This is a genomic window from Amycolatopsis minnesotensis, from assembly GCF_039529815.1.
Lineage (GTDB): Bacteria > Actinomycetota > Actinomycetes > Mycobacteriales > Pseudonocardiaceae > Amycolatopsis > Amycolatopsis minnesotensis.
In genome coordinates, this window is sequence record NZ_BAAANN010000057.1 from 15,954 (window position 1) to 39,363 (window position 23,410).

At 69.1% G+C, this 23,410-nt stretch carries 31 protein-coding genes; 20 read left to right on the plus strand and 11 right to left on the minus strand.

Going from position 1 to position 23,410, the window contains the following annotated elements; genetic code table 11:
- The first annotated feature begins 239 nt into the window (after window positions 1-239).
- Genes ABD256_RS40690 through ABD256_RS40715 form a run of 6 tightly spaced genes read left to right on the plus strand, consistent with a single transcriptional unit; the run spans window position 240 to window position 4,667 of the window.
- Window positions 240-542: an urease subunit gamma gene (locus ABD256_RS40690; protein ID WP_344431152.1), complete on the plus strand. Its 303-nt coding sequence runs from the start codon at window positions 240-242 to the stop codon at window positions 540-542.
- Between the two features lie 8 nt (window positions 543-550).
- Window positions 551-847 (plus strand): urease subunit beta, encoded by a 297-nt coding sequence (locus ABD256_RS40695; RefSeq protein ID WP_344431154.1) that lies wholly within the window; start codon window positions 551-553, stop codon window positions 845-847.
- Entirely contained in the window at window positions 844-2,556 is a 1,713-nt protein-coding gene (locus ABD256_RS40700) for an urease subunit alpha (RefSeq protein WP_344431156.1), read from the plus strand. Before ABD256_RS40695 ends, ABD256_RS40700 begins: the two co-directional genes overlap by 4 nt.
- A complete protein-coding gene (locus ABD256_RS40705; protein ID WP_344431158.1) occupies window positions 2,556-3,242 on the plus strand; it encodes an urease accessory protein UreF in 687 nt (228 codons plus the stop codon). The genes ABD256_RS40700 and ABD256_RS40705 overlap by 1 nt, the downstream gene beginning before the upstream one ends.
- The gene (gene ureG / locus ABD256_RS40710; RefSeq protein ID WP_344431160.1) at window positions 3,199-3,927 is read left to right on the plus strand and encodes an urease accessory protein UreG; all 729 of its coding nucleotides are present in this window, start codon (window positions 3,199-3,201) and stop codon (window positions 3,925-3,927) included. Before ABD256_RS40705 ends, ureG begins: the two co-directional genes overlap by 44 nt.
- A complete protein-coding gene (locus ABD256_RS40715) occupies window positions 3,924-4,667 on the plus strand; it encodes an urease accessory protein UreD (RefSeq protein WP_344431161.1) in 744 nt (247 codons plus the stop codon). The genes ureG and ABD256_RS40715 overlap by 4 nt, the downstream gene beginning before the upstream one ends.
- Here the strand turns inward: ABD256_RS40715 and ABD256_RS40720 are convergent.
- Together ABD256_RS40720 and ABD256_RS40725 are read right to left on the minus strand one after the other, a co-directional pair.
- Entirely contained in the window at window positions 4,632-4,907 is a 276-nt protein-coding gene (locus tag ABD256_RS40720; RefSeq protein WP_344431163.1) for a hypothetical protein, read from the minus strand. The two genes, ABD256_RS40715 and ABD256_RS40720, sit on opposite strands and share 36 nt — an antisense overlap.
- An 8-nt stretch (window positions 4,908-4,915) precedes the next feature.
- Window positions 4,916-5,173 (minus strand): hypothetical protein, encoded by a 258-nt coding sequence (locus tag ABD256_RS40725; protein ID WP_344431165.1) that lies wholly within the window; start codon window positions 5,171-5,173, stop codon window positions 4,916-4,918.
- Between the two features lie 385 nt (window positions 5,174-5,558).
- Between ABD256_RS40725 and pdxH the strand changes: the two genes are divergently transcribed.
- The 4 genes from pdxH to ABD256_RS40745 all read left to right on the plus strand — a co-directional run bounded on the left by pdxH (window position 5,559) and on the right by ABD256_RS40745 (window position 9,603).
- The gene (gene pdxH, locus ABD256_RS40730) at window positions 5,559-6,239 is read left to right on the plus strand and encodes a pyridoxamine 5'-phosphate oxidase (RefSeq protein WP_425546606.1); all 681 of its coding nucleotides are present in this window, start codon (window positions 5,559-5,561) and stop codon (window positions 6,237-6,239) included.
- A 142-nt stretch (window positions 6,240-6,381) separates the two neighbouring features.
- Window positions 6,382-7,626 carry an MFS transporter gene (locus ABD256_RS40735; RefSeq protein WP_344431207.1) on the plus strand — a complete coding sequence of 415 codons (1,245 nt, stop codon included), beginning with the start codon at window positions 6,382-6,384 and terminating at the stop codon, window positions 7,624-7,626.
- Window positions 7,627-7,654: 28 nt separating this feature from the next.
- The gene (locus ABD256_RS40740; RefSeq protein WP_344431167.1) at window positions 7,655-8,194 is read left to right on the plus strand and encodes a hypothetical protein; all 540 of its coding nucleotides are present in this window, start codon (window positions 7,655-7,657) and stop codon (window positions 8,192-8,194) included.
- A 44-nt stretch (window positions 8,195-8,238) separates the two neighbouring features.
- Entirely contained in the window at window positions 8,239-9,603 is a 1,365-nt protein-coding gene (locus ABD256_RS40745; protein WP_344431169.1) for an APC family permease, read from the plus strand.
- Window positions 9,604-9,968: 365 nt separating this feature from the next.
- On the opposite strand, the gene ABD256_RS40750 is transcribed toward ABD256_RS40745, so the two are convergent.
- The gene (locus ABD256_RS40750; RefSeq protein WP_344431172.1) at window positions 9,969-10,391 is read right to left on the minus strand and encodes a pyridoxamine 5'-phosphate oxidase family protein; all 423 of its coding nucleotides are present in this window, start codon (window positions 10,389-10,391) and stop codon (window positions 9,969-9,971) included.
- Window positions 10,391-10,969 carry a TetR/AcrR family transcriptional regulator gene (locus tag ABD256_RS40755; protein ID WP_344431174.1) on the minus strand — a complete coding sequence of 193 codons (579 nt, stop codon included), beginning with the start codon at window positions 10,967-10,969 and terminating at the stop codon, window positions 10,391-10,393. Before ABD256_RS40755 ends, ABD256_RS40750 begins: the two co-directional genes overlap by 1 nt.
- A gap of 87 nt (window positions 10,970-11,056) precedes the next feature.
- Between ABD256_RS40755 and ABD256_RS40760 the strand changes: the two genes are divergently transcribed.
- Together ABD256_RS40760 and ABD256_RS40765 are read left to right on the plus strand one after the other, a co-directional pair.
- A complete protein-coding gene (locus tag ABD256_RS40760; protein ID WP_344431176.1) occupies window positions 11,057-11,962 on the plus strand; it encodes an aldose 1-epimerase family protein in 906 nt (301 codons plus the stop codon).
- A 40-nt stretch (window positions 11,963-12,002) separates the two neighbouring features.
- On the plus strand, window positions 12,003-12,476 hold the full coding sequence (locus ABD256_RS40765) for a GNAT family N-acetyltransferase (protein WP_344431178.1): 474 nt from the start codon (window positions 12,003-12,005) through the stop codon (window positions 12,474-12,476).
- Here ABD256_RS40765 and ABD256_RS40770 read toward each other — a convergent pair whose 3' ends face one another.
- Window positions 12,477-13,193 carry a TetR/AcrR family transcriptional regulator gene (locus tag ABD256_RS40770; RefSeq protein ID WP_344431180.1) on the minus strand — a complete coding sequence of 239 codons (717 nt, stop codon included), beginning with the start codon at window positions 13,191-13,193 and terminating at the stop codon, window positions 12,477-12,479.
- A gap of 105 nt (window positions 13,194-13,298) precedes the next feature.
- Here ABD256_RS40770 and ABD256_RS40775 point away from each other — a divergent pair, with 105 nt between their 5' ends.
- Window positions 13,299-14,054 (plus strand): DUF2306 domain-containing protein, encoded by a 756-nt coding sequence (locus ABD256_RS40775; protein WP_344431182.1) that lies wholly within the window; start codon window positions 13,299-13,301, stop codon window positions 14,052-14,054.
- A gap of 94 nt (window positions 14,055-14,148) precedes the next feature.
- Here the strand turns inward: ABD256_RS40775 and ABD256_RS40780 are convergent, their stop codons facing one another.
- The 5 genes from ABD256_RS40780 to ABD256_RS40800 form a co-directional block, all read right to left on the minus strand.
- The gene (locus ABD256_RS40780; protein WP_344431209.1) at window positions 14,149-15,018 is read right to left on the minus strand and encodes a GNAT family N-acetyltransferase; all 870 of its coding nucleotides are present in this window, start codon (window positions 15,016-15,018) and stop codon (window positions 14,149-14,151) included.
- 123 nt (window positions 15,019-15,141) lie between these two features.
- Window positions 15,142-15,657 carry a DUF4232 domain-containing protein gene (locus ABD256_RS40785; protein ID WP_344431184.1) on the minus strand — a complete coding sequence of 172 codons (516 nt, stop codon included), beginning with the start codon at window positions 15,655-15,657 and terminating at the stop codon, window positions 15,142-15,144.
- Window positions 15,658-15,967: 310 nt separating this feature from the next.
- Window positions 15,968-17,080 (minus strand): methyltransferase domain-containing protein, encoded by a 1,113-nt coding sequence (locus ABD256_RS40790; RefSeq protein ID WP_344431186.1) that lies wholly within the window; start codon window positions 17,078-17,080, stop codon window positions 15,968-15,970.
- Window positions 17,077-17,397, minus strand: coding sequence for a hypothetical protein (locus ABD256_RS40795; protein ID WP_344431188.1), 321 nt, complete (start codon window positions 17,395-17,397; stop codon window positions 17,077-17,079). Before ABD256_RS40795 ends, ABD256_RS40790 begins: the two co-directional genes overlap by 4 nt.
- Window positions 17,394-17,534 carry a hypothetical protein gene (locus ABD256_RS40800; protein WP_344431190.1) on the minus strand — a complete coding sequence of 47 codons (141 nt, stop codon included), beginning with the start codon at window positions 17,532-17,534 and terminating at the stop codon, window positions 17,394-17,396. Before ABD256_RS40800 ends, ABD256_RS40795 begins: the two co-directional genes overlap by 4 nt.
- Window positions 17,535-17,741: 207 nt before the next feature.
- On the opposite strand from ABD256_RS40800, the gene ABD256_RS40805 reads away from it, so the two are divergent.
- From ABD256_RS40805 to ABD256_RS40830, 6 genes are all read left to right on the plus strand, one after another.
- Window positions 17,742-18,749 (plus strand): helix-turn-helix domain-containing protein, encoded by a 1,008-nt coding sequence (locus ABD256_RS40805; protein WP_344431192.1) that lies wholly within the window; start codon window positions 17,742-17,744, stop codon window positions 18,747-18,749.
- Between the two features lie 23 nt (window positions 18,750-18,772).
- On the plus strand, window positions 18,773-18,940 hold the full coding sequence (locus ABD256_RS40810; protein ID WP_344431193.1) for a hypothetical protein: 168 nt from the start codon (window positions 18,773-18,775) through the stop codon (window positions 18,938-18,940).
- 144 nt (window positions 18,941-19,084) lie between these two features.
- Window positions 19,085-19,606 (plus strand): DUF6879 family protein, encoded by a 522-nt coding sequence (locus ABD256_RS40815; protein ID WP_344431194.1) that lies wholly within the window; start codon window positions 19,085-19,087, stop codon window positions 19,604-19,606.
- Window positions 19,607-19,642: 36 nt separating this feature from the next.
- Window positions 19,643-20,857, plus strand: a complete 1,215-nt coding sequence (locus ABD256_RS40820; protein WP_344431196.1) for an amidohydrolase — start codon at window positions 19,643-19,645, stop codon at window positions 20,855-20,857.
- Window positions 20,858-20,912: 55 nt separating this feature from the next.
- Window positions 20,913-21,623 (plus strand): TetR/AcrR family transcriptional regulator, encoded by a 711-nt coding sequence (locus ABD256_RS40825; RefSeq protein ID WP_344431198.1) that lies wholly within the window; start codon window positions 20,913-20,915, stop codon window positions 21,621-21,623.
- A complete protein-coding gene (locus ABD256_RS40830; RefSeq protein WP_344431200.1) occupies window positions 21,616-22,011 on the plus strand; it encodes an SgcJ/EcaC family oxidoreductase in 396 nt (131 codons plus the stop codon). Before ABD256_RS40825 ends, ABD256_RS40830 begins: the two co-directional genes overlap by 8 nt.
- Before the next feature lie 7 nt (window positions 22,012-22,018).
- Here ABD256_RS40830 and ABD256_RS40835 read toward each other — a convergent pair whose 3' ends face one another.
- The gene (locus ABD256_RS40835; protein ID WP_344431201.1) at window positions 22,019-22,441 is read right to left on the minus strand and encodes a VOC family protein; all 423 of its coding nucleotides are present in this window, start codon (window positions 22,439-22,441) and stop codon (window positions 22,019-22,021) included.
- A gap of 55 nt (window positions 22,442-22,496) precedes the next feature.
- Between ABD256_RS40835 and ABD256_RS40840 the strand changes: the two genes are divergently transcribed.
- Entirely contained in the window at window positions 22,497-23,156 is a 660-nt protein-coding gene (locus ABD256_RS40840; RefSeq protein ID WP_344431202.1) for a GntR family transcriptional regulator, read from the plus strand.
- Window positions 23,157-23,410: the final 254 nt, after the last annotated feature.

Sequence of the window (23,410 nt, forward strand, 5' to 3'; positions counted from 1 at the left end):
CACAGGGCGCGCTCCATCGCACGGGATGGACAAACCCTGCCCCTCTCACCGGCCAGTGGCAATCGAAAGAAGCGGTGGTTTCGGTCACGATTACGAGAACGATTCAGTGCAGGTACGTGAACGACCGCAAATCTTCCTCAACCCGTCGTGACATCGGTGGCGACACCCCGTGCCCGGCCCAGGTAAATCCTGTGTTTCGTGCTCGCGCGGGCGGGCCGAACCGGTGATAGACCTTTTCCATGCACCTCAGCCCGCAGGAACGGGACAAGCTCCTCGTCCACGTCGCCGCGGACGTCGCGCGCCGCAGACTGGAGCGAGGCGTCCTGCTGAACCACCCCGAGGCGGTCGCGCTCCTCACCGACCACGTCCTCGAAGGCGCGCGCGACGGGCGGACGGTCGCCGAGCTCGTGGCGAGCGGGCGGACGGTGCTGTCGAGGGCGCAGGTGCTCGGCGGGGTCGCCGAAATGATCGACTCCGTCCAGGTCGAGGCGACCTTCCCGGACGGGACCAAGCTCGTCACCGTGCACGACCCGATCGTCTAGGAGGGCCGGTGCGGCCAGGCGAGATCATTCCCGGCGAGGAGCCGGTGCCGCTCAACCCGGGCAGGCCGAGGACGACGCTGGCGGTGACCAACACCGGCGACCGCCCGGTCCAGGTCGGCTCGCACTTCCACTTCGCCGAGGTGAACCCGGCGCTCGACTTCGACCGGGACGCCGCGAAGGGGCACCGGCTCGACGTGCCTGCCGGGACGTCGGTGCGCTTCGAGCCCGGCGTCGACCGCGAGGTGACGCTGGTGCCGCTCGCGGGCCGCCAGGTCGTGCCCGGCCTGCGGAGGCGGAAGTCGTGACCGAGATCGGGCGCGAGCGCTATGCCGAGCTGTTCGGGCCGACGACCGGCGACCGCATCCGGCTCGCCGACACGAACCTGCTGATCGAGGTCACCGAGGACCGCAGCCGCGGGCCGGCCTCCGGCGACGAGGTGCTCTTCGGCGGCGGCAAGGTCATCCGCGAGTCGATGGGCCAGGGCATGGCGACCCGTGCCGAGGGCGCACCGGACCTGGTCATCACCGGCGTGGTGATCCTCGACCACTGGGGCGTGGTGAAGGCCGACGTCGGCGTGCGCGACGGGCGGATCGTCGCGATCGGCAAGGCGGGCAACCCGGACACCATGGACGGCGTCGACCCCGCGCTCGTCATCGGCCCGTCGACGGAAGTGCTGGCGGGCAACGGGAAGATCCTCACCGCGGGCGGGATCGACTGCCACGTGCACTTCATCTGCCCGCAGCTCGTGGACACCGCGCTCGCCGCGGGCATCACCACGATGGTCGGCGGCGGCACCGGCCCGTCGGAGGGCACGAAGGCCACCACCGTCACACCCGGCGCGTGGAACCTCGCCAGGATGCTCGTCGCGATGGACGGCCAGCCGGTGAACGTTTTGCTGCTGGGCAAGGGAAACACGGTCCGCCACGACGCGCTGCGCGAACAGCTCGCCGCCGGTGCGGGCGGGTTCAAGCTGCACGAGGACTGGGGCAGCACCCCGGCCGCGATCGACGCCTGCCTGACCGTCGCGGACGAATCCGGTGTGCAGGTGGCGATCCACACCGACACGCTGAACGAGGCGGGCTTCCTGGAGTCCACTGTGGACGCGATCGGCGGCAGGTCGATCAACGCCTACCACACCGAGGGGGCAGGCGGCGGGCACGCGCCGGACATCATCGCGGTCACCGGGATCCCGAACTTCCTGCCGTCCTCGACCAACCCGACCCGCCCGCACACCGCGAACACCCTCGAAGAGCACCTCGACATGCTCATCGTGTGCCACCACCTCAACCCGTCCGTGCCGGAGGACCTCGCGTTCGCCGAGAGCCGGATCCGGCCGGGCACGATCGCCGCCGAGGACGTGCTGCACGACCTCGGCGCGATCTCCATGATGAGCTCCGACTCCCAGGCGATGGGCCGGATCGGCGAGGTGCTCATCCGCACCTGGCAGACCGCGCACGTGATGAAGGACCGGCGCGGCGCGCTGCCCGGCGACGGCGCCGCCGACAACCTGCGAGCCCGCCGCTACGTCGCCAAGTACACGATCAACCCGGCGATCGCGCACGGCATGGAGCACGAGATCGGCTCGGTCGAGATCGGCAAGCTCGCGGACCTGGTGCTGTGGGAGCCGAAGTTCTTCGGCGTGCGCCCGCACGTGGTGCTCAAGGGCGGTTTCCCGGCGTGGGCGGCGATGGGGGACGCGAACGCGTCCATCCCGACTCCGCAGCCGGTGCTCGCGCGCCCGATGTTCGGCGCCGCGCCCGCCGTCGCGGCGGCGAGCAGCGTCCACTTCGTCGCGCCGGAGGCCGAGGGGATCGCGGAGCGGTTCGGGATCGCGCGGCGGCTCGCGACGGTCTCGAACACGCGCGCCCGCACGAAGGCCGACATGGTGCTCAACGACGCGACCCCGGACGTCCGCGTCGACCCGGACAGCTTCGCCGTGCACGTCGACGGCGACCTGATCGAACCGCGGCCGGTGGCGGAACTGCCGATGGCCCAGCGGTACTTCCTGTTCTGATGGCCGTTTCAGCGCTGTTCCTCGCCGATTCCCGGTTCCCCGGTGGCGGCCACGTGCACTCCGGCGGGCTGGAGGAAACCGTGGTGCGCAAGCTCGTCACGCACGAACGCGATCTGCCGGCGTTCCTCAGTGGACGGTTGCGGACCGCCGGTGAGCTGGCCGCGGTGTTCGCCGCGGCGGCCGCGCACGCCGCGACCCGCACTGTCCCCAGTGGACACTGGGCGGAGCTGGACGCCGAACTGGACGCGCGAACTCCGTCGCGGGCGCAGCGAGACGCCTCGCGCGCGCAGGGCAGGGGAACCGCGCGGGCGGGCCGGGTGGCGTGGCCGTCGCCGGTGCTCACGGCCTTGCTCGCGGCAACCCCGCGTCCGCACCACCCGGTGATCGTGGGGGCGCTGACCGGGATCGCGGGTGGCGCGCCGCGCGACGCCGCGCTGACCGTGGCCTACCTCGCGGCCAGCGGCCCGGCCAGTGCCGCGGTCCGGTTGCTCGGCCTCGATCCGTTCGCGGTCAACGCCGTCGTCACCGCGCTTTCCCCCGAACTGGAAGCGGTGGCCGATCGGGCGGCCGCCGTCGCGGGCGAACGCCCGCGGGATCTCCCCGCGCCGGGGGCACCGGCGCTCGATCTGCTCGCCGAGGCGCATGCCAGGCGGCACAAGGAAGAGGTGCGTCTCTTTGCCAGCTGAGGGTCATGGTCACGGCCACGGGCACGTGCATCCGGTCAGCTTCGATCCGACGGCCGCCGAGCCGGACCACTACCCGGCGCCGCCGCCGAACGGCCGCGCGTACCGGATCGGAATCGGCGGCCCGGTGGGCAGCGGGAAGACCGCGCTGGTGGCCGCGCTGTGCCGCGCGCTCGGCGACGAGATCGACCTCGCCGTGGTGACCAACGACATCTACACCACCGAGGACGCCGACTTCCTCCGCAACGAGGGTGTGCTCGACGCCGACCGCATCGAGGCCGTGCAGACCGGCGCCTGCCCGCACACCGCGATCCGCGACGACATCACCGCGAACCTGGACGCGACCGAGAAGCTCGAAGAGCGCTTCCCCGGCCTGGAGCTGGTGATCATCGAAAGCGGCGGCGACAACCTCACGGCGGTGTTCAGCCGCGGTCTCGCGGACAGCCAGATCTTCGTCGTCGACGTCGCGGGCGGTGACAAGGTGCCGCGCAAGGGCGGGCCCGGTGTCACCACGGCGGATCTGCTGGTGATCAACAAGGTGGACATCGCGCACCTCGTCGGCGCGGACATGGGCGTGATGACCTCGGACGCGCACCGCATGCGCGGCGAGCTGCCGGTGCTCACCCAGTCCCTTGTGGACACTCCGGACGCGCCTGCCGTCGCGGACTGGGTGCGTTCGCTGCTGTGAAGGCGGTCGCCAGGCTCACCGCGGAGTTCGACGGCGAGCGCACGGTGCTGCGGGAACTGGCGTCGATGGCGCCGCTGATCCTGTTCCCGCGCCGTTCAAATCGCCGCGGGCGCTCGGATGCCCTGGTGCACCTGGTGAACTCGGCGACCGCCCCGCTCGGCGGCGACGACCTCGTCTTGACGGTCCGCGTGCGCGCGGGCGCCACCCTGCGGCTTTCCGGCGTCGCCGCGACGCTCGCGCTGCCCGGGCCGCGCGGCGAGCCGAGCAGCTCCGCGGTGCGGATCGAGGTCGAGCGCGGCGGGCGCCTCGACTACCTGCCCGAGCCGACCGTGATCACCGCGCGCGCCCGGCACCGCGCGCTGCTCACGATCGACCTCGAACCGGGTGCGCGGGTCAGGGCGAGGGAGGTGCTGGTGCTCGGCCGCGCGGGCGAGCCGCCGGGCCTGCTCGAAACGACCCAGCACGTGGTGCGTGCCGGGGCGCCGGTCCTGCGCCAGACCCTCCGGATCGGCGACCCCGCGCTCGACGCGAGCGTGGCCTACCTCGCGGGACGCCGCGTGCTGGCGACCGAGCTGCTGCTCTCCGACGACGCGCCGAGCGAGCCAGCGAACGGCGAGTGGTGGTCGCGTACACCGCTGGCCGCGGGCGGCGCGCTGGTCACCGCGCTGGCGAACGACGCGGTGACCGCCGCCCGCGACCTGGCCTCAGCGCATCTCGGGCAGGCCGAGCGCGACGGGTGACGCGCCCGGCCGCTGGCACTGGTCGTGGCAGGTGGCGTCGAGCGTGCAGCACAGCGAGCAGATCGCGCCCTGCTGCTTGGCGCAGTCCGCGATGTCCGGCAGCTCGTAGGCGTCGCCGCACACCGAGCACTCGTGGGTGGCGCGGAGGTCCTCGGCCTCGATGACCGTGTTGGGGCGGGCGAGGTAGAAGCGGCTCCTGGTGGCAACCGCGAGCACCGGCACCGCCACGAGGGCGAGCACGAGCGCAGTTAGCGGGCTAAACGCGCCAGCACCTCCCCGAAGGCGCCGAAGTAGGCGGTGATCGACAGGGCCGAGGCGAGCAGCATCGCGCCGAACCCGGCCGGATTGATCTTGTGCAGGTAGGCCCGCTTGAACTCCATCAGCGCGAGCGCGATCCCGCAGTTCACCAGCACGTACCAGACCCGGCCGGGGTGGCGGTGCGGCACGCGCGAGGAGAAGTTCGCGAACGACAGCGAGCCGGAGTAGGCGTTCGTGAGCAGGTCCATGTCGACGCCGTAGCGCGCACGCGGATGCGATCGGGACGCCGGTCACGAAGATCACCAGCGCCGCCGCGAGCATGCCGGAGCAGCGAGTAGTCCTCGCGGTTTTCGTCGGCGGCGAGCGCCGCATACCGCCTTTTCGGTGATTTTTTCACCGCGGTGGCCGTCTCGGTCATGGCCTGCCTCCGGGAACGTTCGGGGACGGGAGCAGGGCGACGCTAGGGACGGAACTTTGCGACGGGATGGCGCCGGGTAAGCAGTGCGTAACGGAAGCGTGGTGGGAGTCACCGTTCAGTGGGTTTCGCAACGCGGAAAGAACCCCTACCGTCGGCGGGATAGCCCCTTGATTTCCAGTTCAGCGATGCCCCTTACCCGGGTGCGGAGGTTGGCGATGACGATGAGCCGATCGGACACGAGCAACGCGGACGTGGCCGTGCAGTTGCCCGGGATGCGGGTCGCCTACGACGGCGACGCCTTCGACGAAACCTCGCTCGCCTCGACCTGGACCGAGCAACTGCAGAGCTGGCTCGACCAAGCCATTTCCGCGCGCGTGCCCGAGCCCAACGCGATGGTGCTCGCCACCGCCGACACGAACGGCTTCCCGTCCTCGCGCACCGTGCTGTGCAAGGGGCTCGACGATCGCGGCATCGTCTTCTACACGAACTACACCTCCAGCAAGAGCCACGACCTGACCGTGACCCGGTACGCGTCGGCGACCTTCCCCTGGTATCCGCTGCAGCGCCAGGTGCACGTCCGCGGCGAGGTGGAAAAGGTGTCCGTCAAGGAGACCGCCGCCTACTGGGCCTCCCGTCCGCGCGGCTCGCAGCTCGGCGCCTGGGCGTCGCCGCAGTCCCGCGTCGTCGACGGCCGCCGCGCGCTGGACAACGCGCTGCACGGCATCGAGCGCCGGTTCGCCGACGTCGAAGACGTGCCCTACCCGCCGCACTGGGGCGGCTGGCGCATCCGGCCCGACACCGTCGAGTTCTGGCAGGGCCGCCAGGACCGCATGCACGACAGGCTGCGCTTCGTCCGCATCGAGGACGGCTGGCGGATCGAGCGCGTCGCTCCCTGACCGGGTCCGCCCGGGTGGGGAAAAACACTTGCCTCCGGTTAGTTAGCTTAACCTAAGCTCGTGGGTTGTGACCAAGGATTCGGGGACAGCTCAGCAGGAGCAGGAGAAATCCGGCGATTCGCCGGAAGGAAGTCGACGCGGTCTGCGCAAGCTGCTGGGGTCGATCGTCGTCGACATCCGGCCGCTGAAGGTCCCGCCCTTCCGCAGGCTGTGGGTGTCGACGGCGGTCACCTCGCTCGGTAGCCAGCTCACGGTCGTCGCGGTGCCGGCGCAGATCTTCGACATCACCCATTCCTCGGCGTACGTCGGCCTGACCGGCGCGGTGGCCGTGGTGCCGCTGCTGGTGTTCGGCATCTGGGGCGGCGCGATCGCGGACACCGTCGACCGGCGCAAGCTGCTGCTCTTCGGCAACGTCGGGATCGCGATCGTGTCCGCGCTGCTCTGGCTGCAAGCGTTCCTCGGGCTGAACTCCGTGTGGCTCGTGCTCGGACTGCTCGGCGTCAACCAGGCGTTCTTCGCGATCAACATGCCCACCCGCAGCGCGGTGATCGCGCGGCTGGTGCCGGTCAACCTGTTGCCGTCGGCGAACGCGCTCGGCAGCACGGTGGCCCAGTTCGGCGCGGTGTTCGGCCCGATGGCCGCCGGTGCGCTGCTCCCGGTGCTCGGCCTGTCCACGCTGTACCTGCTCGACACGATCGCGTTGATCATCACGCTGTGGGCGGTGTTCCGGCTGCCCGCGATGCCGCCGCTGTCCGGCACGACCCGCCGGGCGGGCATCCGCGACGTGCTCGACGGCTTCAAGTACATGGCCGCGAAGAAGGTGCTGCTGGCGTCGTTCGTGGTGGACGTCATCGCGATGGTGTTCGGCATGCCGAGGGCGCTGTTCCCGGAGATGGCGGAGCGCACCTTCGGCGACCCGGCCGGCGGCGGGATCGCGCTCGGCTGGATGTTCGCCGCGATCCCGGTCGGCGCGATGCTCATCGGCCTGTTCTCCGGCTGGCTCGGCAAGGTGCAGCGGCAGGGGGTCGCCGTCGCGATCTCGATCGTCGCGTGGGGTGCCGCGATCATCGGCTTCGGCTTCGCCCATTCGCTGTGGCTCGCGGTCGTGTTCCTGATGATCGGCGGCATGGCCGACATGGTCAGCGCGGTCTACCGGATGGCGATCCTGCAGACGGCCGCGACCGACGAGATGCGCGGGCGGATGCAGGGCGCGTTCACCGTGGTCGTCTCGGGCGGGCCCCGGCTCGCGGACATGACGCACGGCTGGGCGGCCGCCGGTGCCGGCACGGCCGCCGCGGCCTCCGGCGGCGGTGCGCTGGTCATCGTGTTCGTGGTCATCGCGTGCGCGCTGCTCCCGGCGTTCTGGAAGTACCGGGCCACGACCTGACCGGAGGATCTACGCGTATCGTCCTGGTATGCGTAAAAAGTGGGGATTCGCCCTGATTGTGACCGCAGCCATGCTGACCGCGGCCTGCGGCAGCGAGAAGCCCGCCGAGAAGCCGAAGCAGAGCAGCGCCGCGCCGGTGAAGGCCGACGTCAAGCAGCCGTGCTCCCTGCTGCCGGACAAGGAGTTCAGCACGGTCACCAAGGTGAAGCAGGTGCGCGCCGAGGCACTGCCGGAGAAGACCACGCCCGAGAACCACGGCGTTTCCCGCACCTGTTCCTACGCCGAGGGCAGCCGCAAGCTCGGCGCGCTGGCGGTGACCACCTACGAGGGAAACCAGGTCACGCCGAAGGCGATGATCGACGGGCTCAAGGCGAAGAAGGCGGGCGCGGAGGACATCGCCGGGGTCGCCGACGCGACCTACTACGTCGACAAGCAGAACAAGTCCGCGGTGGCCGCCGCGGCGAAGGTGGTCAACGGGACGCCGGTGCTGATCGGGTTCAGCGGGCCGGAGACGGTCAAGCGCGAGGAACTCGTCGAACTGGTGAAGCGCGCGTCCTCGAAGGTCTGATCAGGACTTTCCACCCGCCGGCTGCTCAGGCAGACTTCCCTGCCATGGCGGAGAACACGGTGGTCGAGGAGTCCGGCGAACCGGCGCTGCGGCGGGTGATGGGCCCGAAGCTGCTGCTGCTGTTCGTCGCGGGCGACATCATCGGCACCGGGGTGTACGCGCTGACCGGTCAGGTCGCTTCCCGCGTCGGCGGCGCGCTGTGGCTGCCGTTCCTGATCGCGTTCGTGGTGGCGTTCATGACCGCCTTCAGCTACCTCGAACTCGTCGGCAAGTACCCGACGGCGGCGGGGGCCGCGCTCTACACCAACCGCGCGTTCAAGAAGCCGTTCTTCACCTTCATGATCGCCTTCGCGGTGATGTGCTCCGGCATCACCTCGGCGTCCTCGGCCGCGGTCGCGTTCTCCGACACCTACCTGCGCACGTTCGTCGACTGGCCTGGCTGGCTCATCGCGCCGCTGTTCGTGGTGGGGCTCGCGCTGATCAACTTCCGCGGCGTCAGCGAGTCCGTCAAGGCGAACGTGGTGCTGACCTTCATCGAGCTGTCCGGCCTGCTGATCATCATCGGCGTCGGCGCGTGGGCCGTGCTCAACGGCAAGGGCGACGCGAGCAGGCTCGTCGAGATCGACACCGCCAACAGCGGCTGGCTGGTCGCGGTCACGTCGGCGACCTCGCTGGCGTTCTTCGCGATGGTCGGGTTCGAGGACTCGGTGAACATGGCCGAGGAGTGCAAGGACCCGGTGCGGATCTTCCCGAAGGCGATGCTGTGGGGCATGGTCATCGCCGCCACGATCTACGTGCTCGTCGCGCTGGCGTCGTCGCTGCTGGTGGCCCCCGGCGAACTCGCCGCCGCGAAGAGCAACGCGCTGCTGAAGGTGCTCGACATCGGCGCACCCGGTTTCCCCCGCGAGGTCTTCTCCGCGATCGGCCTGTTCGCCGTGATCAACTCGGCGCTGATCAACATGCTGATGGCCAGCAGGCTCCTCTACGGCATGGCGAACGAGAAGATCGTTCCGAAGCAGCTCGGCATCGTCCACCCCGGACGGCGGACGCCCTGGGTCGCGATCGTGTTCACCAGTGTGCTCGCCATCGCCCTGGTGTCCACTGTGGACATCAGCGTGCTCGGCGGGACGACCGCGCTCCTGCTGCTCGTGGTGTTCGCCGTCGTCAACGTCGCGGTACTGGTGCTGCGCAAGGACACCGTCGCGCACAAGCACTTCAGGACCCCTGCCGCCGTTCCCGTGCTGGCCGCCGTCTTCTGCTTGTACCTGGCGAGCCCGCTTTCGGGACGCCCCGCACGGGACTACGTGGTTGCCGCGATCCTGCTCGCCGCCGGCCTGGTCCTGTGGCTGGTGAACCGGTTCCTGCTGGCGCGCAGCGCTCCTCCGGCACGCCAGGATCCGGCGCCCTGAAGGACGCTCCGGTGGAGGTCAGGGTGAGGTCCGCTGCGCAGTCCCTGAAGGCGCCCTTCAGAGGCCAAGCCCCCGGGCGGCTTCGCGTTTCCGCCACCCATCCCGCCGGAACCGACGCGCGCGCGTCCTCACTGTCGCCGTCGGGGCACGGAAGTTCCCCGGCGTAGCAGGCGGAGTTCGTCGGGGCTGTGCGCGGAGATGGCCTCGGGGGAGTCGGCGAGCCCACCCGCGTGGCCGAGGTCGAGGTGCGTGAGCACGATGTCCCGCACGTCCTCCCGCCACCACCCAAAAGGAGACGCTCCGCGTCCGTTTCGAATTCAAGGGCGCATCGTGCCGGAGTTCAGCTGGTGGACGCGCACGGGCGGCTACTCCCGGAAGTCGGAGCTGATCCAGTGCTCCGGTCGCATGTGGACGGTCACCTCGCTCGCCGGGTCGATCCCGGCGAGGAACCCGTCCGCCGACGGCGCGTCCAGGTACCGGTACGCGACCGACCTCAGCTCCTCGGCGGTGGCGGTGGTGATCCCGGTGACCGGCCCTTCGACGGTGACGTACCGGTAGGGTGGCGTCTCGATCTGGACGGACAGGCTGATCCTGCCCGCGGCTTCGATGAGCCGTCGCTTCAGGGAATCCTTGCCGGTGTTGAGGACGAGTTCACCGCCGGGGGTGTAGGCGTACCAGACCGGGACGGCGAGCGGGGCGCGGCCGTTCTCGCGTGCGACGCTCACGACGCCGACGTGGACCTCCGAGAGGAAGACTTCGCGCTCTTCCACGGTCATCTTGCGGGACATCAGGACAGCTCCTTCTCCAGTGTGGTGCGGAAATGCGCCGCGACAGTCCTCAGTGGAGAGACGTCGCGCAGTGTCTTGGCGAACAGCAGCGCGCCCTCGATCGAGGCGAGCACGACAACGCTCAGCTCGGTGGCGCGCTCGCGGGAAGCCCCTTGTCCGGTCAGGTAGCCGATCAGGATCTCCTGCCAGTGCCGGTAGCCATCACCGCAGGCGACCCTGATCAGCTCGCTGTCGTCCGCGGCGTCCAATGCGACCGTCGCGAGTGGACAGCCGCGGCGGAACCCGGATTTCTCCAGCGACTCGGCGAGATACTCGGCCAAAGTGGACACCGCCTCCGCCGCCGTCCGCGAATCGCGCAGCAGCACCGCGATCGCCTCGGCGAACTGCTCGCTCGACGAGCGCAGCGCCTCCGCGGCGAGCTGTTCCTTGCCGCCGGGGAAGTGGAAGTACAACGAGCCCTTCGGCGCGCCGCCCTCGGCGACGAGCTGGTTGAGCCCGGTCGCGTGGTAGCCCTGGGTGTGGAACAGCTCGGCCGCCGTCCGCAGCATCCGCTGCCGGGTGTCGGTCCGTCGCGTCACAGCCGCCACTCTAGTCAAACTATGACGACCGGTCTAGTAAGTCGCCTGCCCGCCCGCGGACCAGGCGGGATCGGTAGATTCGCGGCCATGGCCAACCCCACCGGAGAGCAGTTCGAGATCACCCGCGGTTCCGCCCGCGCCGTCGTCACCGAGATCGGTGCCGGCCTGCGCGCCTTCGAGATCGGCGGCGTCCCCTACGTCGAGGAGTTCGACGCGGACGCGAAGCCGCCGATGGGCGCGGGGCAGGTCCTGCTGCCGTGGCCGAACCGCACGAAGGGCGCCGAATGGGTCTTCGACGGCGAAACCCAGCGCCTCGCCGTGACCGAGGAGGCCCGCGGCAACGCGATCCACGGCCTGACCAGGAAGAAGGAGTGGCAGCTCGTCGAGCACGCCGAATCGTCGATCACCTTCGAGATCGGCATCGACGGCGAGCCGGGCTGGCCGGTGCCGCTGCACGCCGCGATCACCTACGAACTGGCGCCGCGCGAGCTGACCGTCACGCACGAGATCCGCAACGAGGGTGAGCGGGCGATCGGCGTCGGCGTGGGGACGCACCCGTACTTCCGGATCGGCGAGGTGCCGACCGACGAGCTCACGCTGACGCTGGCCGCCACGCGCGTCCGTCCCTACGACGCCGACGAGCAACTGCCCTACGGCGACGAACAGGACGTCGAGGGCACCGAGTACGACTTCCGCGAAGGGCGCCTGCTCGCCGGAGTGGACCTCGACACCGCGTTCGGCGGCATCGAACCCGGCGCCGACGGCGTGCACCGGCACCTCCTGTCGCACGAGGACCGCACGCTGGAGGTCTGGACCGGCCCCGATTTCGGCTGGGTCCAGGTGTTCACCCCGGACGACCTCGTCGGGCGCGGCCGCGCGGTCGCGATCGAGCCGATGACCTGCCCCGCCGACGCCCTCAACTCCGGCACCGATCTCATTCACCTCGAACCGGGCACCTCGTGGACCGGTTCATGGGGCGTCCGGGTGCGCTGACGGCGGCGGTCCACTCCGAAGTGGACGGTATGCTTTCGCTGTGCCACACCGTGAACCGATCGCCCTCACCGTCGCCGACGCGGGTGAACTGATGACAGTGCAGCGCGCCGCCATCGTCAGCGAGCTGCGGGCCCATCGCGATCTCGACCTGCCCCCGGCGACCGAGACGCTCGACGAGGTGCGGGCGGTCTTCGACGACCCGGTGTGGTCGGTGTGGGGCATTCGCGACGAGGGGCGCCTGGTGGCCTGCGTGCGGATCAGGGACGACGGCGACGCGGTGTGGATCGCGCGGCTGATGGTCGCGCCGGACCGCCAGGGGCAGGGCTTCGGGAGCGCACTGCTCGCCGCCGCCGAAGCGCATTTCCCCGCTTCGGCGCGCCGGGCGCGAATGTCCACCGGGTCCGCCGCCGAGCACCAGCTGAAGCTCTACGCGCGCCTCGGGTACCAGGAGACGCACCGGATCCCGCAATCCGGGTACGAGGTCGTGTACCTCGAGAAGGTCCTCGACGACTGATCAGCCGGCGGCCGCGGCGATCCCGTCGAGGATCATGTCGAGCCCGAAGGTGTAGTCGTCGTTCGCCGGCGTCGCGAAGACGGCGGAACCGAAGAGCTTGGCGGTTTCCGGGAAGCGGTCGGCGGTGACCAGGGTGGCCAGCGCGCGTCCGTACTCGCGTTCCGCGCTCGCCTGGCTCTGCTCGCCCCTGCCTTCCGCCATCTCCCGCGAGAGCTGCACGGAATGGCGCACGTACCCGCCGAGGACGCCGAGCACCCCGACTTTTTCCGGCCAGCTAAGCCGGGTTCCGGCCAGTGACGCCAGCGCGACCTCCATCCAGGCGATCTCGTGGGGACCCGACGGCGGGCCGGAGAGCGGGATCCCGATGAGCCAGGGGCGGCGCGCGTAGAGGTCGCGCTGGGCGTCCGCCCACGCGCGAAGGCCGTCGCGCCAGTGCGATGTGTCGATGAGCGGCGGAGTACCGAGCCCGGCGTCGCGCATCAACGCGAGTAGTTCGTCCTTCGAGCCGACGTACCGGTAGAGCGACATGCTGGTGAAGCCCAGCGCTTTCGCGACCTTCGGCAGGGTTACCCCCGCGAGGCCGTCACGATCGGCGAGTTCGATCGCGGCCGTCACGACGCTGGCCACGTCCAGCTCCGCGGGCCTGCCCAGCCGGGCGGGCCCGGCCAGCCCCCAGAGCCTGCGCAGCTCCGCGGGCACCTCGTCCTGCCTGGTCATCCGCCTCCGTCCGCCGGTCGTCGGCCCCAGGTTAGCCACAGTCGTTTGCGGCTCATTAGTTTATCTGACATAGTTTCTCTTATAAACAAACTCAAGGGGGATGCGATGGCAGCGCGGCGCGCACGGCGGTGGTGGTGGCTTTTCGCAGTGGTGGTGACCCTGGGCTTGACCGGGTACATGGTGTCGGCGTACTTGCCACCGGACCTGGCCACCAGCAGGGTCGACGTGCACGGCGACCCGGTGCGCTACTGGCTGCTGGCAGGCCACATCGGGTTCGGCACGATCGCCACCGTCGCCGGGCTGGCGCAGTTCTGGCCATGGCTGCGGCGGACCCGCCCGCGCGCGCACCGATGGGCCGGGCGGGTGTACTTCTTCGCGGGCGTTTTCCCGGCGATGGTCCTGACGGTGCCGGTGGTGCTGGCGAGCGAGAGCGGCATGTCGAACGTGAGCGCGCTGGCCACGATGCTCGTGATGTGGGCGATCACCGGCGTCGCCGGGCTGCGTGCCGCGCGGTCGCGCCGGTTCTCGGACCACCGCGCGTGGATGATCCGCAACTACGCGGTCACGGTGTCGGTGCACGCGTCGCGGTTGTGGGGCGCGGTCGTGATCCCGCTCGTGCTGCTGCAGGCCGACGGCCCCGCGTACCAGGGCGATACGCGCGCGATCATCCACGACATCGCGGGCGCGGGCGCGTGGCTCGGGCTCTTCGTCAACCTCGCGGTCGTCGAGTGGTATCTGCGGCGGCGCGCTCGGCCGGTGAAGACCGCGCGCAACGCGCCATCGCCGACCGGGTCCGGGTCCGGGTCCGGGACCGTGCCGCCGGTAGCGCACCGTCTGGCAGACCCCGCTCAGCGCGGATGAGACCACCACGGGCCACGTGCACGACAGTCCACTGCGGACAGAACGCGGCCGCCACGATCACCATTGTCAGCCTCCCGGTGGAGCGGGCGCCGGTCTACCGGGTTTCGCCCAGTTTTCGCTGGTATCGCGCCGTCGTCCGGACCGTTGCGTAGCCGAGCGCCTCGTTGACGCGGCGCATCGGGACGTTGTCTTCGGCGGTGTCGGTCAGCAGCCCGGTGACGCCCGGGTGCCGTTCGCGGACCAGCCGGATCGCCTCCGCCTTCATCCACTGGCCGAGGCCGTGCCCGCGGTGTCCCGGCAGCACTCCGGTGCCGTAGTTCTGGCCGTCACCGGTCCGCGTGCCGGGCACGGTCAGCTCGGTGAATCCGGCGATCGCCCCGGTTCGTTCGTGCACCGCGGCCACGGTGTGCAGCAACTCGCCGCGTTTCTCGGCGGCTTTCGCGATCGCCTTGACCTGTTCGACATCCCAGTCGACCCTGCCGTAGTCGACCTCGCCCATCGGCATGTCGTCCATCGCGCGGCGCGATTCGGCGAAGCTGTCCGCCAGCTCGTCGGGTACCTGACCGTCCCAGGAAACCAGCCGATATCCCGCGGAGGACCGGGTTCCCAGGTTCGCGTCCGTCAGCGCCAGCCGGGTGAAGATCAGCGTCAGCACCTTCCGGAAGTCGCGTTTGGACAGGAAGCGCGCACCGTCGGTGTCCGGTTCGGTCTCGGCCACTACGGCCCGGCGTCCGTCTGCGGTGGCCGCGTCGACGGCGGCGTCGAGGAGCGCTTGTCCGACGCCGCGGCGACGTTCGGCCGGGTGCACCCGGATGTCGACCTCGGCGAGATGCCGCTGGCCGTCGTTGCCGAACAACCGCAGGAACGCGGAGCCCAGCGGGTTCCCGTCGTCGTCAGAGGCCAGCCAGGCGAGCCGGTGGCTGGACGCGCGCTGTTCGAGATCGGCGAGCGCGGTGAGGTGCATGGTCAAGGGCGGTTCCTTCCGGCGGTTCGCGGGAATGATGCCCCACGAACCGGGAAACCGCGCCTGGTTTTCGCGTGAGGTGTGCCCTTGCCGCGGAACCCGCGGCAAGGGCACGGAACTGGCTCAGCCGCCGTCGACGGCGCTGACCGCGGTGGTCTGGACCTCGGTGCCCTTCAGCGGCTGCCCCTCGGGCCAGGCGACGGAGACCGGCTGGCCGTCGGGCCCGGTCGGCAGGTCGAAGGTGACCGAGACGGGGATCTGGGGCAGCGGTGCTTCGTGCGCGGCCTGGACGAGGCGCGACTCGGCGGGATGCCCGGCGCGCAGGTTGACCGGGCCCGCGCCGCCCGAAGCGGGCTCCGGGACGACCGAGATGCCGACCGCCTGACCATCACCGGCGAAGCTGACGTCGGTCGGGGTGCCCTGCAGCTTGCAGTTCGTGTCCTCGGAGGCGGCCGTGTAGGTGATGAGGTACGCCTCGTGCCCCGAAGCGTGCGTCGGGTCCGGGGTGACGCTGACGTTCACGTCCGAGGCACCGCAGGGCGTGTCGGACGGCATCGCGCTCGCGGAACCGGTGGCCAGCAGCATGCCCCCGGCGAGGACGCCGCCCGCGATCGTGGCGGCGGCGGTGCGCTTCATCATGCGGTTCATGGTGCGAACCCTCCCTGTGGTGATCTTTTCGCCGTCGTGGCTCTCACTGGGAAAGATGCCCACGGGCCGGTCAGGTATGCGTCCCGGTGGGATGGATCCCATCGACGCAACCTCGGGCGGCCCCGCACGTCGGAACGGTCAGTCCTCGTCCGGGTCTTGGGTTTCTTCGATACCCGGCTCGATCCACCACGGAACCCGCGGTGGGTCGTCGAGCGGCCAGACGCGGCCGTCGCGGTCGATGTACCAGCTCATGCGCATTCCTGGGATGATGGATGCCGAAGCCCAGCCAGGTCGCGTGGGTTCAGGCGATCGCGATCGTCTGGCGGTCCGGGGTGATGGTCCACAGCCAGTCGAGCCCGGTGGGCTGCCCTGCGCCGATCCACCAGCGGTAGGCGGTTTCGGCCTCGTCCCACAGACGGCGGATTCCCTTCTGGCGCACCAGGAACCGGTTCTCCTCGGAGGAGGGGACGATGGAGGCCCATGACCCCGAGAGCGGGTCGGCCAGCCACGCAAGCCTGCCTTCCTCCACGTCGTACCGGCACGACGGGAGCGCCACGGCGAGCGCCCATCGGGAAACGAAATCCGAGAGCATCAGCCACGGTTTCGTCCTGGTCGTCTTCCGGTCGGCTGATTCGTCTTCCCAGTCGGGCGTCTCCTCGGGGGTGATCGCCGCGCGGTCGAGCCGGTGTTCCATGAATCCGACGCCCATCGGCATCATGCGGCCGGTGGCGGTGCCGTCGCCGTGAACGGTGAACCGCACGAGCGGGCCGGAGGAAAGATCGGCGCGCACGGGGGTGACGATCGTGCCACCCGGCTTCGTCTGCTTCACCCAGGCGTAGGGAATCCGGCCGAGCCGCACGGCCATCGTGGAGATGACTCGATGGAACGGGGCGAGTTCCGGCGCCCCGGCGGCCCCGTCGCGTTGGAGGACCTGGACTTGCCGGAACCCTGCGCGGCCGATTCGCTCCTGGGCCTGCCTGGCGAGCTGGTGGTCAATCTCCATACTGATGACCCGGCCCTGCTGGCCGACGATGTGGCCCAGCATCGCGCCGGTCCACCCGGTGCCCGTGCCGATCTCCAGAATCTGTTCGCCTCGCCGGGCACCCAGTGCGTCGACCATCCCGAGCACGACGGAGGGCATCGAGTTCGAACAGGTGGGCAGACGGCCGACGTCTGGCCACTCGGTGGCTCCGTCGTCGAACTGGGTCACGATCTGCGTGTTCGAGTAGACGACCTCGGACCACTCGTCGGGGTCGAACGCGCGGTCGATCGGTTCGTTCGTGTCCCCGCGCCATGCCCGGGCCGGGACGAACTCTTCTCTTGGCACGTCGCGCAGAAGCGGGCCGAGCTCGGCCGGGAGATCCCCGGTCGAGCGCAGTTCGTCCAGCAGAGCGTCAATGCGGGCTGTCGTCACTTGTCGTCGCCGCTCTCGACGGTGTGACCATCCGACCCTTTGCCGAGGTGGTCCGTCTGCGAGTCGCTGTCTCCGCTGTGCTTGTCGTTTCCTGGTTTCCGTGCGCGAGTCACCATGATTCCCGACCTCCGGTTTCCGTGTTCCTCATCGAGTCGATGTCCGGGCGGGACAACGACAGTCTTCGCCGTATCGCACAGCACGTCGAGCCATCGAACGGCTTCTTTTTTCGTGACCGGATTCCCGGAGTAGATCCCGAGCGCGATCACCTCACGTGCGATGTCCAGGTACTCCTTGATCGTCAATGCCGGGGTAGTCATCGGGTACGCCCCGCGGGCCGGTACTTGTTCAGCCAGCGGATGTACAGCCGCAGCCCGAAGAGAGTTCTGTCCAGCACCAGCCGAACGGCGACGGAAGCGACCAACACGGCCCCCGTCACCAGCAGAACCCACAACACGAACGGTCTCCTTCCCTTGGGCGGGGCCCACTCCAACGGCTCATGCGGAAAGCCGTTCGGCCGCGATGTCCAAGAAACCGCAGTTCGGAGTCTCAGGACACCCCGAGCGACGGTGAACTTGTGGGACGATAGATCCCAGTTCGACCGGTACGTTCTGCAATGCCCAGGGGGAGCGTTACGGTTCGTACCCGCCAGAGGGGAGGGGCGATGCCATCGCAGATCAGGAGCGTCCGGCAGGAACAGCGGAAATTGGCCGCTGACCTGCGTGCGCAGCAGAAGAGCTGGGTCGAGATCTCGGCGGTGTTCTGCGAGCGGTACGGCGTGAACGTCCGTGCCGCCCTTCGCATGGCACGCGACTGGAGCCAGCGGGATGCCGCGGACCGGTGGAACGCCAAATGGCCAGCCGATCCGAAGACCTTCAAGAACTTCTCGTACTGGGAACTCTGGCCAGGGGCCACCGGACACGCGCCGTCGTTGAGCGTGCTCGGCCGACTGGCCGAACTGTACGAGTGCAGCGTCGCTGATTTGGTCAGCGACTGCGAGGATTTTCGTTCAGCCGATCCTGTTTTCCGAGATGGGCACATGGACCTTTCCCAGCCGGACGAGTTCGGTGGCCTGCTGTCGAAGGCAGACGCGACGGACGTGCACGAACTGGCTCGCCTCGCGGCGGTTCGAGTCACCGGTAACTCCAAAGGGTTGCGTGGCCGAGAAGCGTTGTTGAAACTCAGCGCGGCATTCGCGTTGGCTTCGTCGTCTCCGGCACTCGCTGAACGAGATGGCGAAGAAGGGCAAACTGTCGAAGCGGCGGATGGCGACCTGTCCGGTATTTGGCACAGCAGGTATTCATACACCAGCACTGGCCGGGAGGGTGTTTTCAGCGGTGAGCACTACTTGGTGATGCGCCACCAGGGCGACCGGTTCTTCGGTGAAAGCGTCCCCGCGGACAACGGGTCCAAGCTGTGGTTGGACTTAGTCTTGAACGGCTCGGTCGCGACGGGATTCTGGTCCGAACGCACGTCGCTGGTGGGGTACTACCGCGGTTCCGTATACCACGGTGCGATTCAGGTGGCCATCGATCTGATGGGCAAGACCATGCGGGGAAGGTGGGTCGGGTTTGACAGGGAGTTCTCTGTCGGCAGTGACATCTGGGAACTGAACTGGGTGCAGCGCCCCGTGAGCAAGTCGGAACTACGGAAGTACCACTTCAAAGCGTGACCGGGAACAGTTGCGGAAGCCGGGTGCGAAGTCGGGGGGCGCGGTGGCTGGCCGAGGCCGGATTTCGGGTGGTGGCGGCCGTGCCCGATCTGCCGCTAATGGTCGTCGTCGACCAGCGGGTCACGTGGTGGACGTTCATTCCGGAGCACCGACCGGGCACACCGGCGGAACTCGGTGCCGTCGACTACTAAATTCTTCCCCGCATCGACGATGCTGACTACCGGTCGTTCGTCACCGCGACGGCGTCCACCGATAACGGTGCCGCACGCGAGCTGCGGCACCGGATCGCGTGCTTGCGCGGTCAGAGGCCGAAACCATGGACGTGGAAGGCGTTTTTGACGACATCGATAACGGACGAAGAGTTCGAGAGCCTGTTGACCGGTTTCATGCGCGAAGCGGTGCATCTCGAGACCAGGGATGCCTACGGCACCGCGGTCGAGCTTCCGCACATGGTGAAATGGACCGCAGGGGAAGAAGACGATCTCGAATGGTTGCAAGGATGGTGTTCCACGCTTCGTGAGCATGCGGAAGCGGGAAGAACCGTCCGCCGGGCGCGTATCGTTTCGGAGCCGCTCAGCGACTACCAACGATGGTCCTGCAGCATCGCCTATCCCATGGTCGAGGCAGGGGAGGACATTCGCTGGGTGCCGCGCCGCCTGGTGTCCTCCACCGCCATCCCCGGAAATGACTTCTACCTGTTCGACGACAATCTCGCCGTCTTCCTTCTCTACTCCGGAGATGGGCTGGCGGTGGACAAGGTCGCCTCTGCCGATCCCGGTGATGTTCGGCTGTGCCGCGCTGCCTTCGAGGCGGTATGGGAACTGTCCGTGCCCCATGATCAGTACGTGCCGGTCTGATCCAGCCGAGCCGGGTTCGTTCGCTAGCGTGCTCGCATGGTGATCGCGATTGTGGGTGGCTATGTGGTTCCGGTCGACGGGGATCCGGTCGACGGCGGGACGGTGCTGATCGAGGACGGCAGGATCGTCGCGGTCGGCGCGGAGGCCGATGTGGACGTTCCCGACGACGCCGAGCTGGTCGATGCGGCCGGGGCGTGGGTGCTGCCGGGGTTCATCGACGCGCACGCGCATCTCGGGGTGTCCGAGGAGGGCGAGGGCTGGTCCGGCGACGACGTCAACGAGATGACCGATCCGAACGGTGCCCGGTTCCGGGCGATCGACGGGATCGATCCCTACGAGACGGGTTTCGACGACGCGTTGTCCGGCGGGGTCACCAGCGTGGTGATCAAACCGGGGTCCGGCAACCCGATCGGCGGGCAGACCGTCGCGCTGAAGACCTGGGGCCGCACCGCGCTGGACGCCGTGTTCGCCGAAGCGGTGAGCGTGAAGAGCGCGCTCGGCGAGAATCCTAAAAGGATCTACGGCGAGAAGAAGCAGCTCCCCTCGACGCGGCTCGGCGTGGCGGCGGTGATCCGCGAAGCCTTCACGAAAGCCCGGAACTACCGGGCCCAGCGCGAGCACGCGCGCGCCGGTGGCAAGCCGTTCGACCTCGATCTGACCATGGAGACGCTGGTCAAGGTGCTCGACGGCGAGCTGGCGTGGGATCAGCACGTCCACCGCGCCGACGACATGGTCACCGCGATCCGCCTCGCCGACGAATTCGGCTACCGGCTGGTGATCAACCACGGCACCGAGGGGCACCTGATCGCGGACCTGCTCGCCGAGCGGGACGTGCCGGTGATCCTCGGGCCGCTGTTCACCACGCGCAGCAAGGTCGAACTGCGCAACCGGACGCTGCGCGCACCCGGCATCCTCGCGCGCGCCGGGGTGCGGATCGCGATCACCACCGATCACCCCGTGGTGCCGATCAACTTCCTCGTCTACCAGGCCGCGCTGTCGGTGAAGGACGGGCTGGAGCCGGAGACCGCGTTGCGCGCGCTCACCGTGAACCCGGCGGCCATGCTGGGCCTCGGGCACCGGGTCGGCGCGCTCAAACCCGGCCTCGACGCGGATGTCGTCCTCTGGTCCGGCGACCCGCTCGACGTGATGAACCGCGCGCTGCGGGTGTTCGTATCGGGACGCGAGGTGTACCGGTTCGACGAAGCCATGAACGAAGGCGTCGTGGAAAGCCGTCTCTACCGCGAGTCCTAATCGTCGACGTACGCGTACTTGACGTACGCGTACGTCGACGATTATCGTCGTGCTCATGACCCCGCCACCCGAATCCGTCAGTCGCCGAGAACGGCCAGCCAAGCCCGCGCTTTCCCGTGACGGGATCGTCGCCACCGCGATGGCGGTCCTGCGAGCCGAGGGGCTGGAGCGGGTGACCATGCGGCGCCTGGCCAAGGAACTCGACACCGGCCCGATGTCCCTGTACGTCTACGTGCGCGACATCCAGGAACTGCACGCCGCGGTACTCGACGAACTGCTCGCCGAGGTCGACCTGACCCCGGTCGCGGCCTCCGGTGACTGGCGGGACCGGCTGTGGACCGTGCTGCTCTCCTACATCGACGTGCTGGCGGCCCAGCCGATCTTGGCGAAGCTCGCGCTGGTCGTGCGCCTCAGCGGACCGCGTTACCTCGCGCTGGTCGACGGAGTGCTCGGGTTGCTGCTGGCGGGCGGCGTCGAGCCCGCCCGTGCGGCCTGGGCGGTGGACCTGCTGCTGCAGTTCGCGACCACTACGGCGACCGAACAGGGGACGAGGTGGGCGGAGTCCAGGACCGGCGCCGATCAGGAGGAGCTCGTCCAAGCCGTCCGAACCGCGGATGCCACGCGGTATCCGCACATCGCTGCCGTTCGCGAATCCTTGCTGTCCGGGCACGGCGCACGTTGGCGATGGGGTTATGACGTACTGCTGAGCGGCACCGTCGCCGTGCCCGTACCGGAACAAAACCCTTTGGAGACAACAAATGAGTGACACTGTCGAAGCATTTCTCGATCGCGTGCGGCAGGCGTGGGACGACGGCGACGCGCACGCGTACGGCGCGCAGTTCACCGAGGACGCCTCGTACGTGATCTTCCTCGGTGACGCCATGTTCGGCAGGGCCGAAATCGAGCGGAATCACCACGACGTGTTCACGAAGTGGCAGCGGGGCACCCGCATGGTCGTCACCCTGGTCAACGTGCGCCAGATCGACGCGGACTCCGCGATCGTGGTCACCGTCGGCGGAATCGGGAAGGGTGACAAGATCGCCTACGACAAGTTCCAGACCTACGCGCTGCGCCGCGACGGGGCCGGGGAATGGCAGTGCGCCGCTTTCCAGAACACGGAAATGAGCGAGCGGGCCAAAAAGACCTACGCGTAGCGAGCGATCAGGTGGCGAAGACCTGGGCATCGTCGGCGAACGCCTTGAACTCCAACGCGTTCCCGGCGGGGTCCAGCAGGAACATCGTCCACTGCTCGCCCGGTTCGCCCTCGAAGCGGACGTAGGGCTCGATGACGAACGCCGTGCCGGCGGCGCGCAGGCGGTCGGCGAGCCGGTGGAACTCCGGGACCTCCAGGATCAGGCCGAAATGCGGTACCGGGACGTCGTGGCCGTCGACCGGGTTGCGGATCCCCTCGGCGCGCGCCGGCGCGAGATGGGTGACGAACTGGTGGCCGTGCAGGTTCCAGTCCACCCAGGTATCGGCGCTGCGGCCCTGGTCGAGGCCGAGGACCTCGCCGTAGAACTGCCGGGCGGCGGCCAGGTCGTCGACCGGCATGGCGAGGTGGAATCGGGGGCGGGGCGAGTTCATCGGCTTTACCTCTCGTGGTTCTCGGGCATCAATGGCTTAATGTTAACATTACGACATGGATGCCCGTCCCGTGGAAGAGATCGCCCCCGCGCGCCGCCGCGGACTCGCCGACGAGGTCGCGGACCGCATCAGGGAGGCCATCTTCAGCGGTGCGTACGCGCCGGGGGTGCCACTGCGCGAGGTGGACCTGTCCGGTGTGCTGCAGGTCAGCCGCGGGCCGGTGCGCGAGGCCTTGCGAGTGCTGGAGCGCGAGGGGCTCGTTCACTGCGCATGGCATCGCGGGACCACCGTGACGACGTTGTCGGCCGAGGACGTCGCCGAACTCGACAGCCTCCGCGGTGCGCTGGAAGACCTGGCCGTGCGCCAGGTCGTCGCCACCGCTTCGGACGAGGAACTCGACGCCGTCGAGAAGGCCGCCGACCTGATGGGCCGCGCCGGGGACGAGCACGAAATGGTGCGGCTCGACATCGCCTTCCACGACGCCGTTTTCGCGGCCGCCGGGCACCGCCGCCTGATGGACGCGTGGCAGGCCATGCGCTGCCAGGTCCACCTGTTCCTGCTGACCCGGATCAACCGCAGCAAGGACGGGTACCTCAGCGGCATCCCGGACGAGCATCGCGAGCTTCTCGACGCGTTGCGCTCGCGGGACGTCGAGGCCGCGCTGGGGCTCTTCGCCGCCCATCGCCGCCGCGCCGTCGACGTACTCAACGGGTAGACCGCGCCGTTTTCCGGCGTCCGGATGACCGGAAGGGGGCTCCTGCAGAGGTCGGGGTTATGCCCCGAAGGTCGCCTTCAGGGATTTGTGCGCCGCGATCTTCGTCTTCGCGTGAATTCGCGCTGTTCCGGTGGGGTTCTGCCGTGCCTTGAAGGGTGCTTGGGTTCATGGGGTCGTTGCAACACCGGTTGTGATCGGAGGTTGTGATGGTGGTTCGGGCGCGGTTGCCGCGTGGTGTGCAGGTGAGGTTTTGG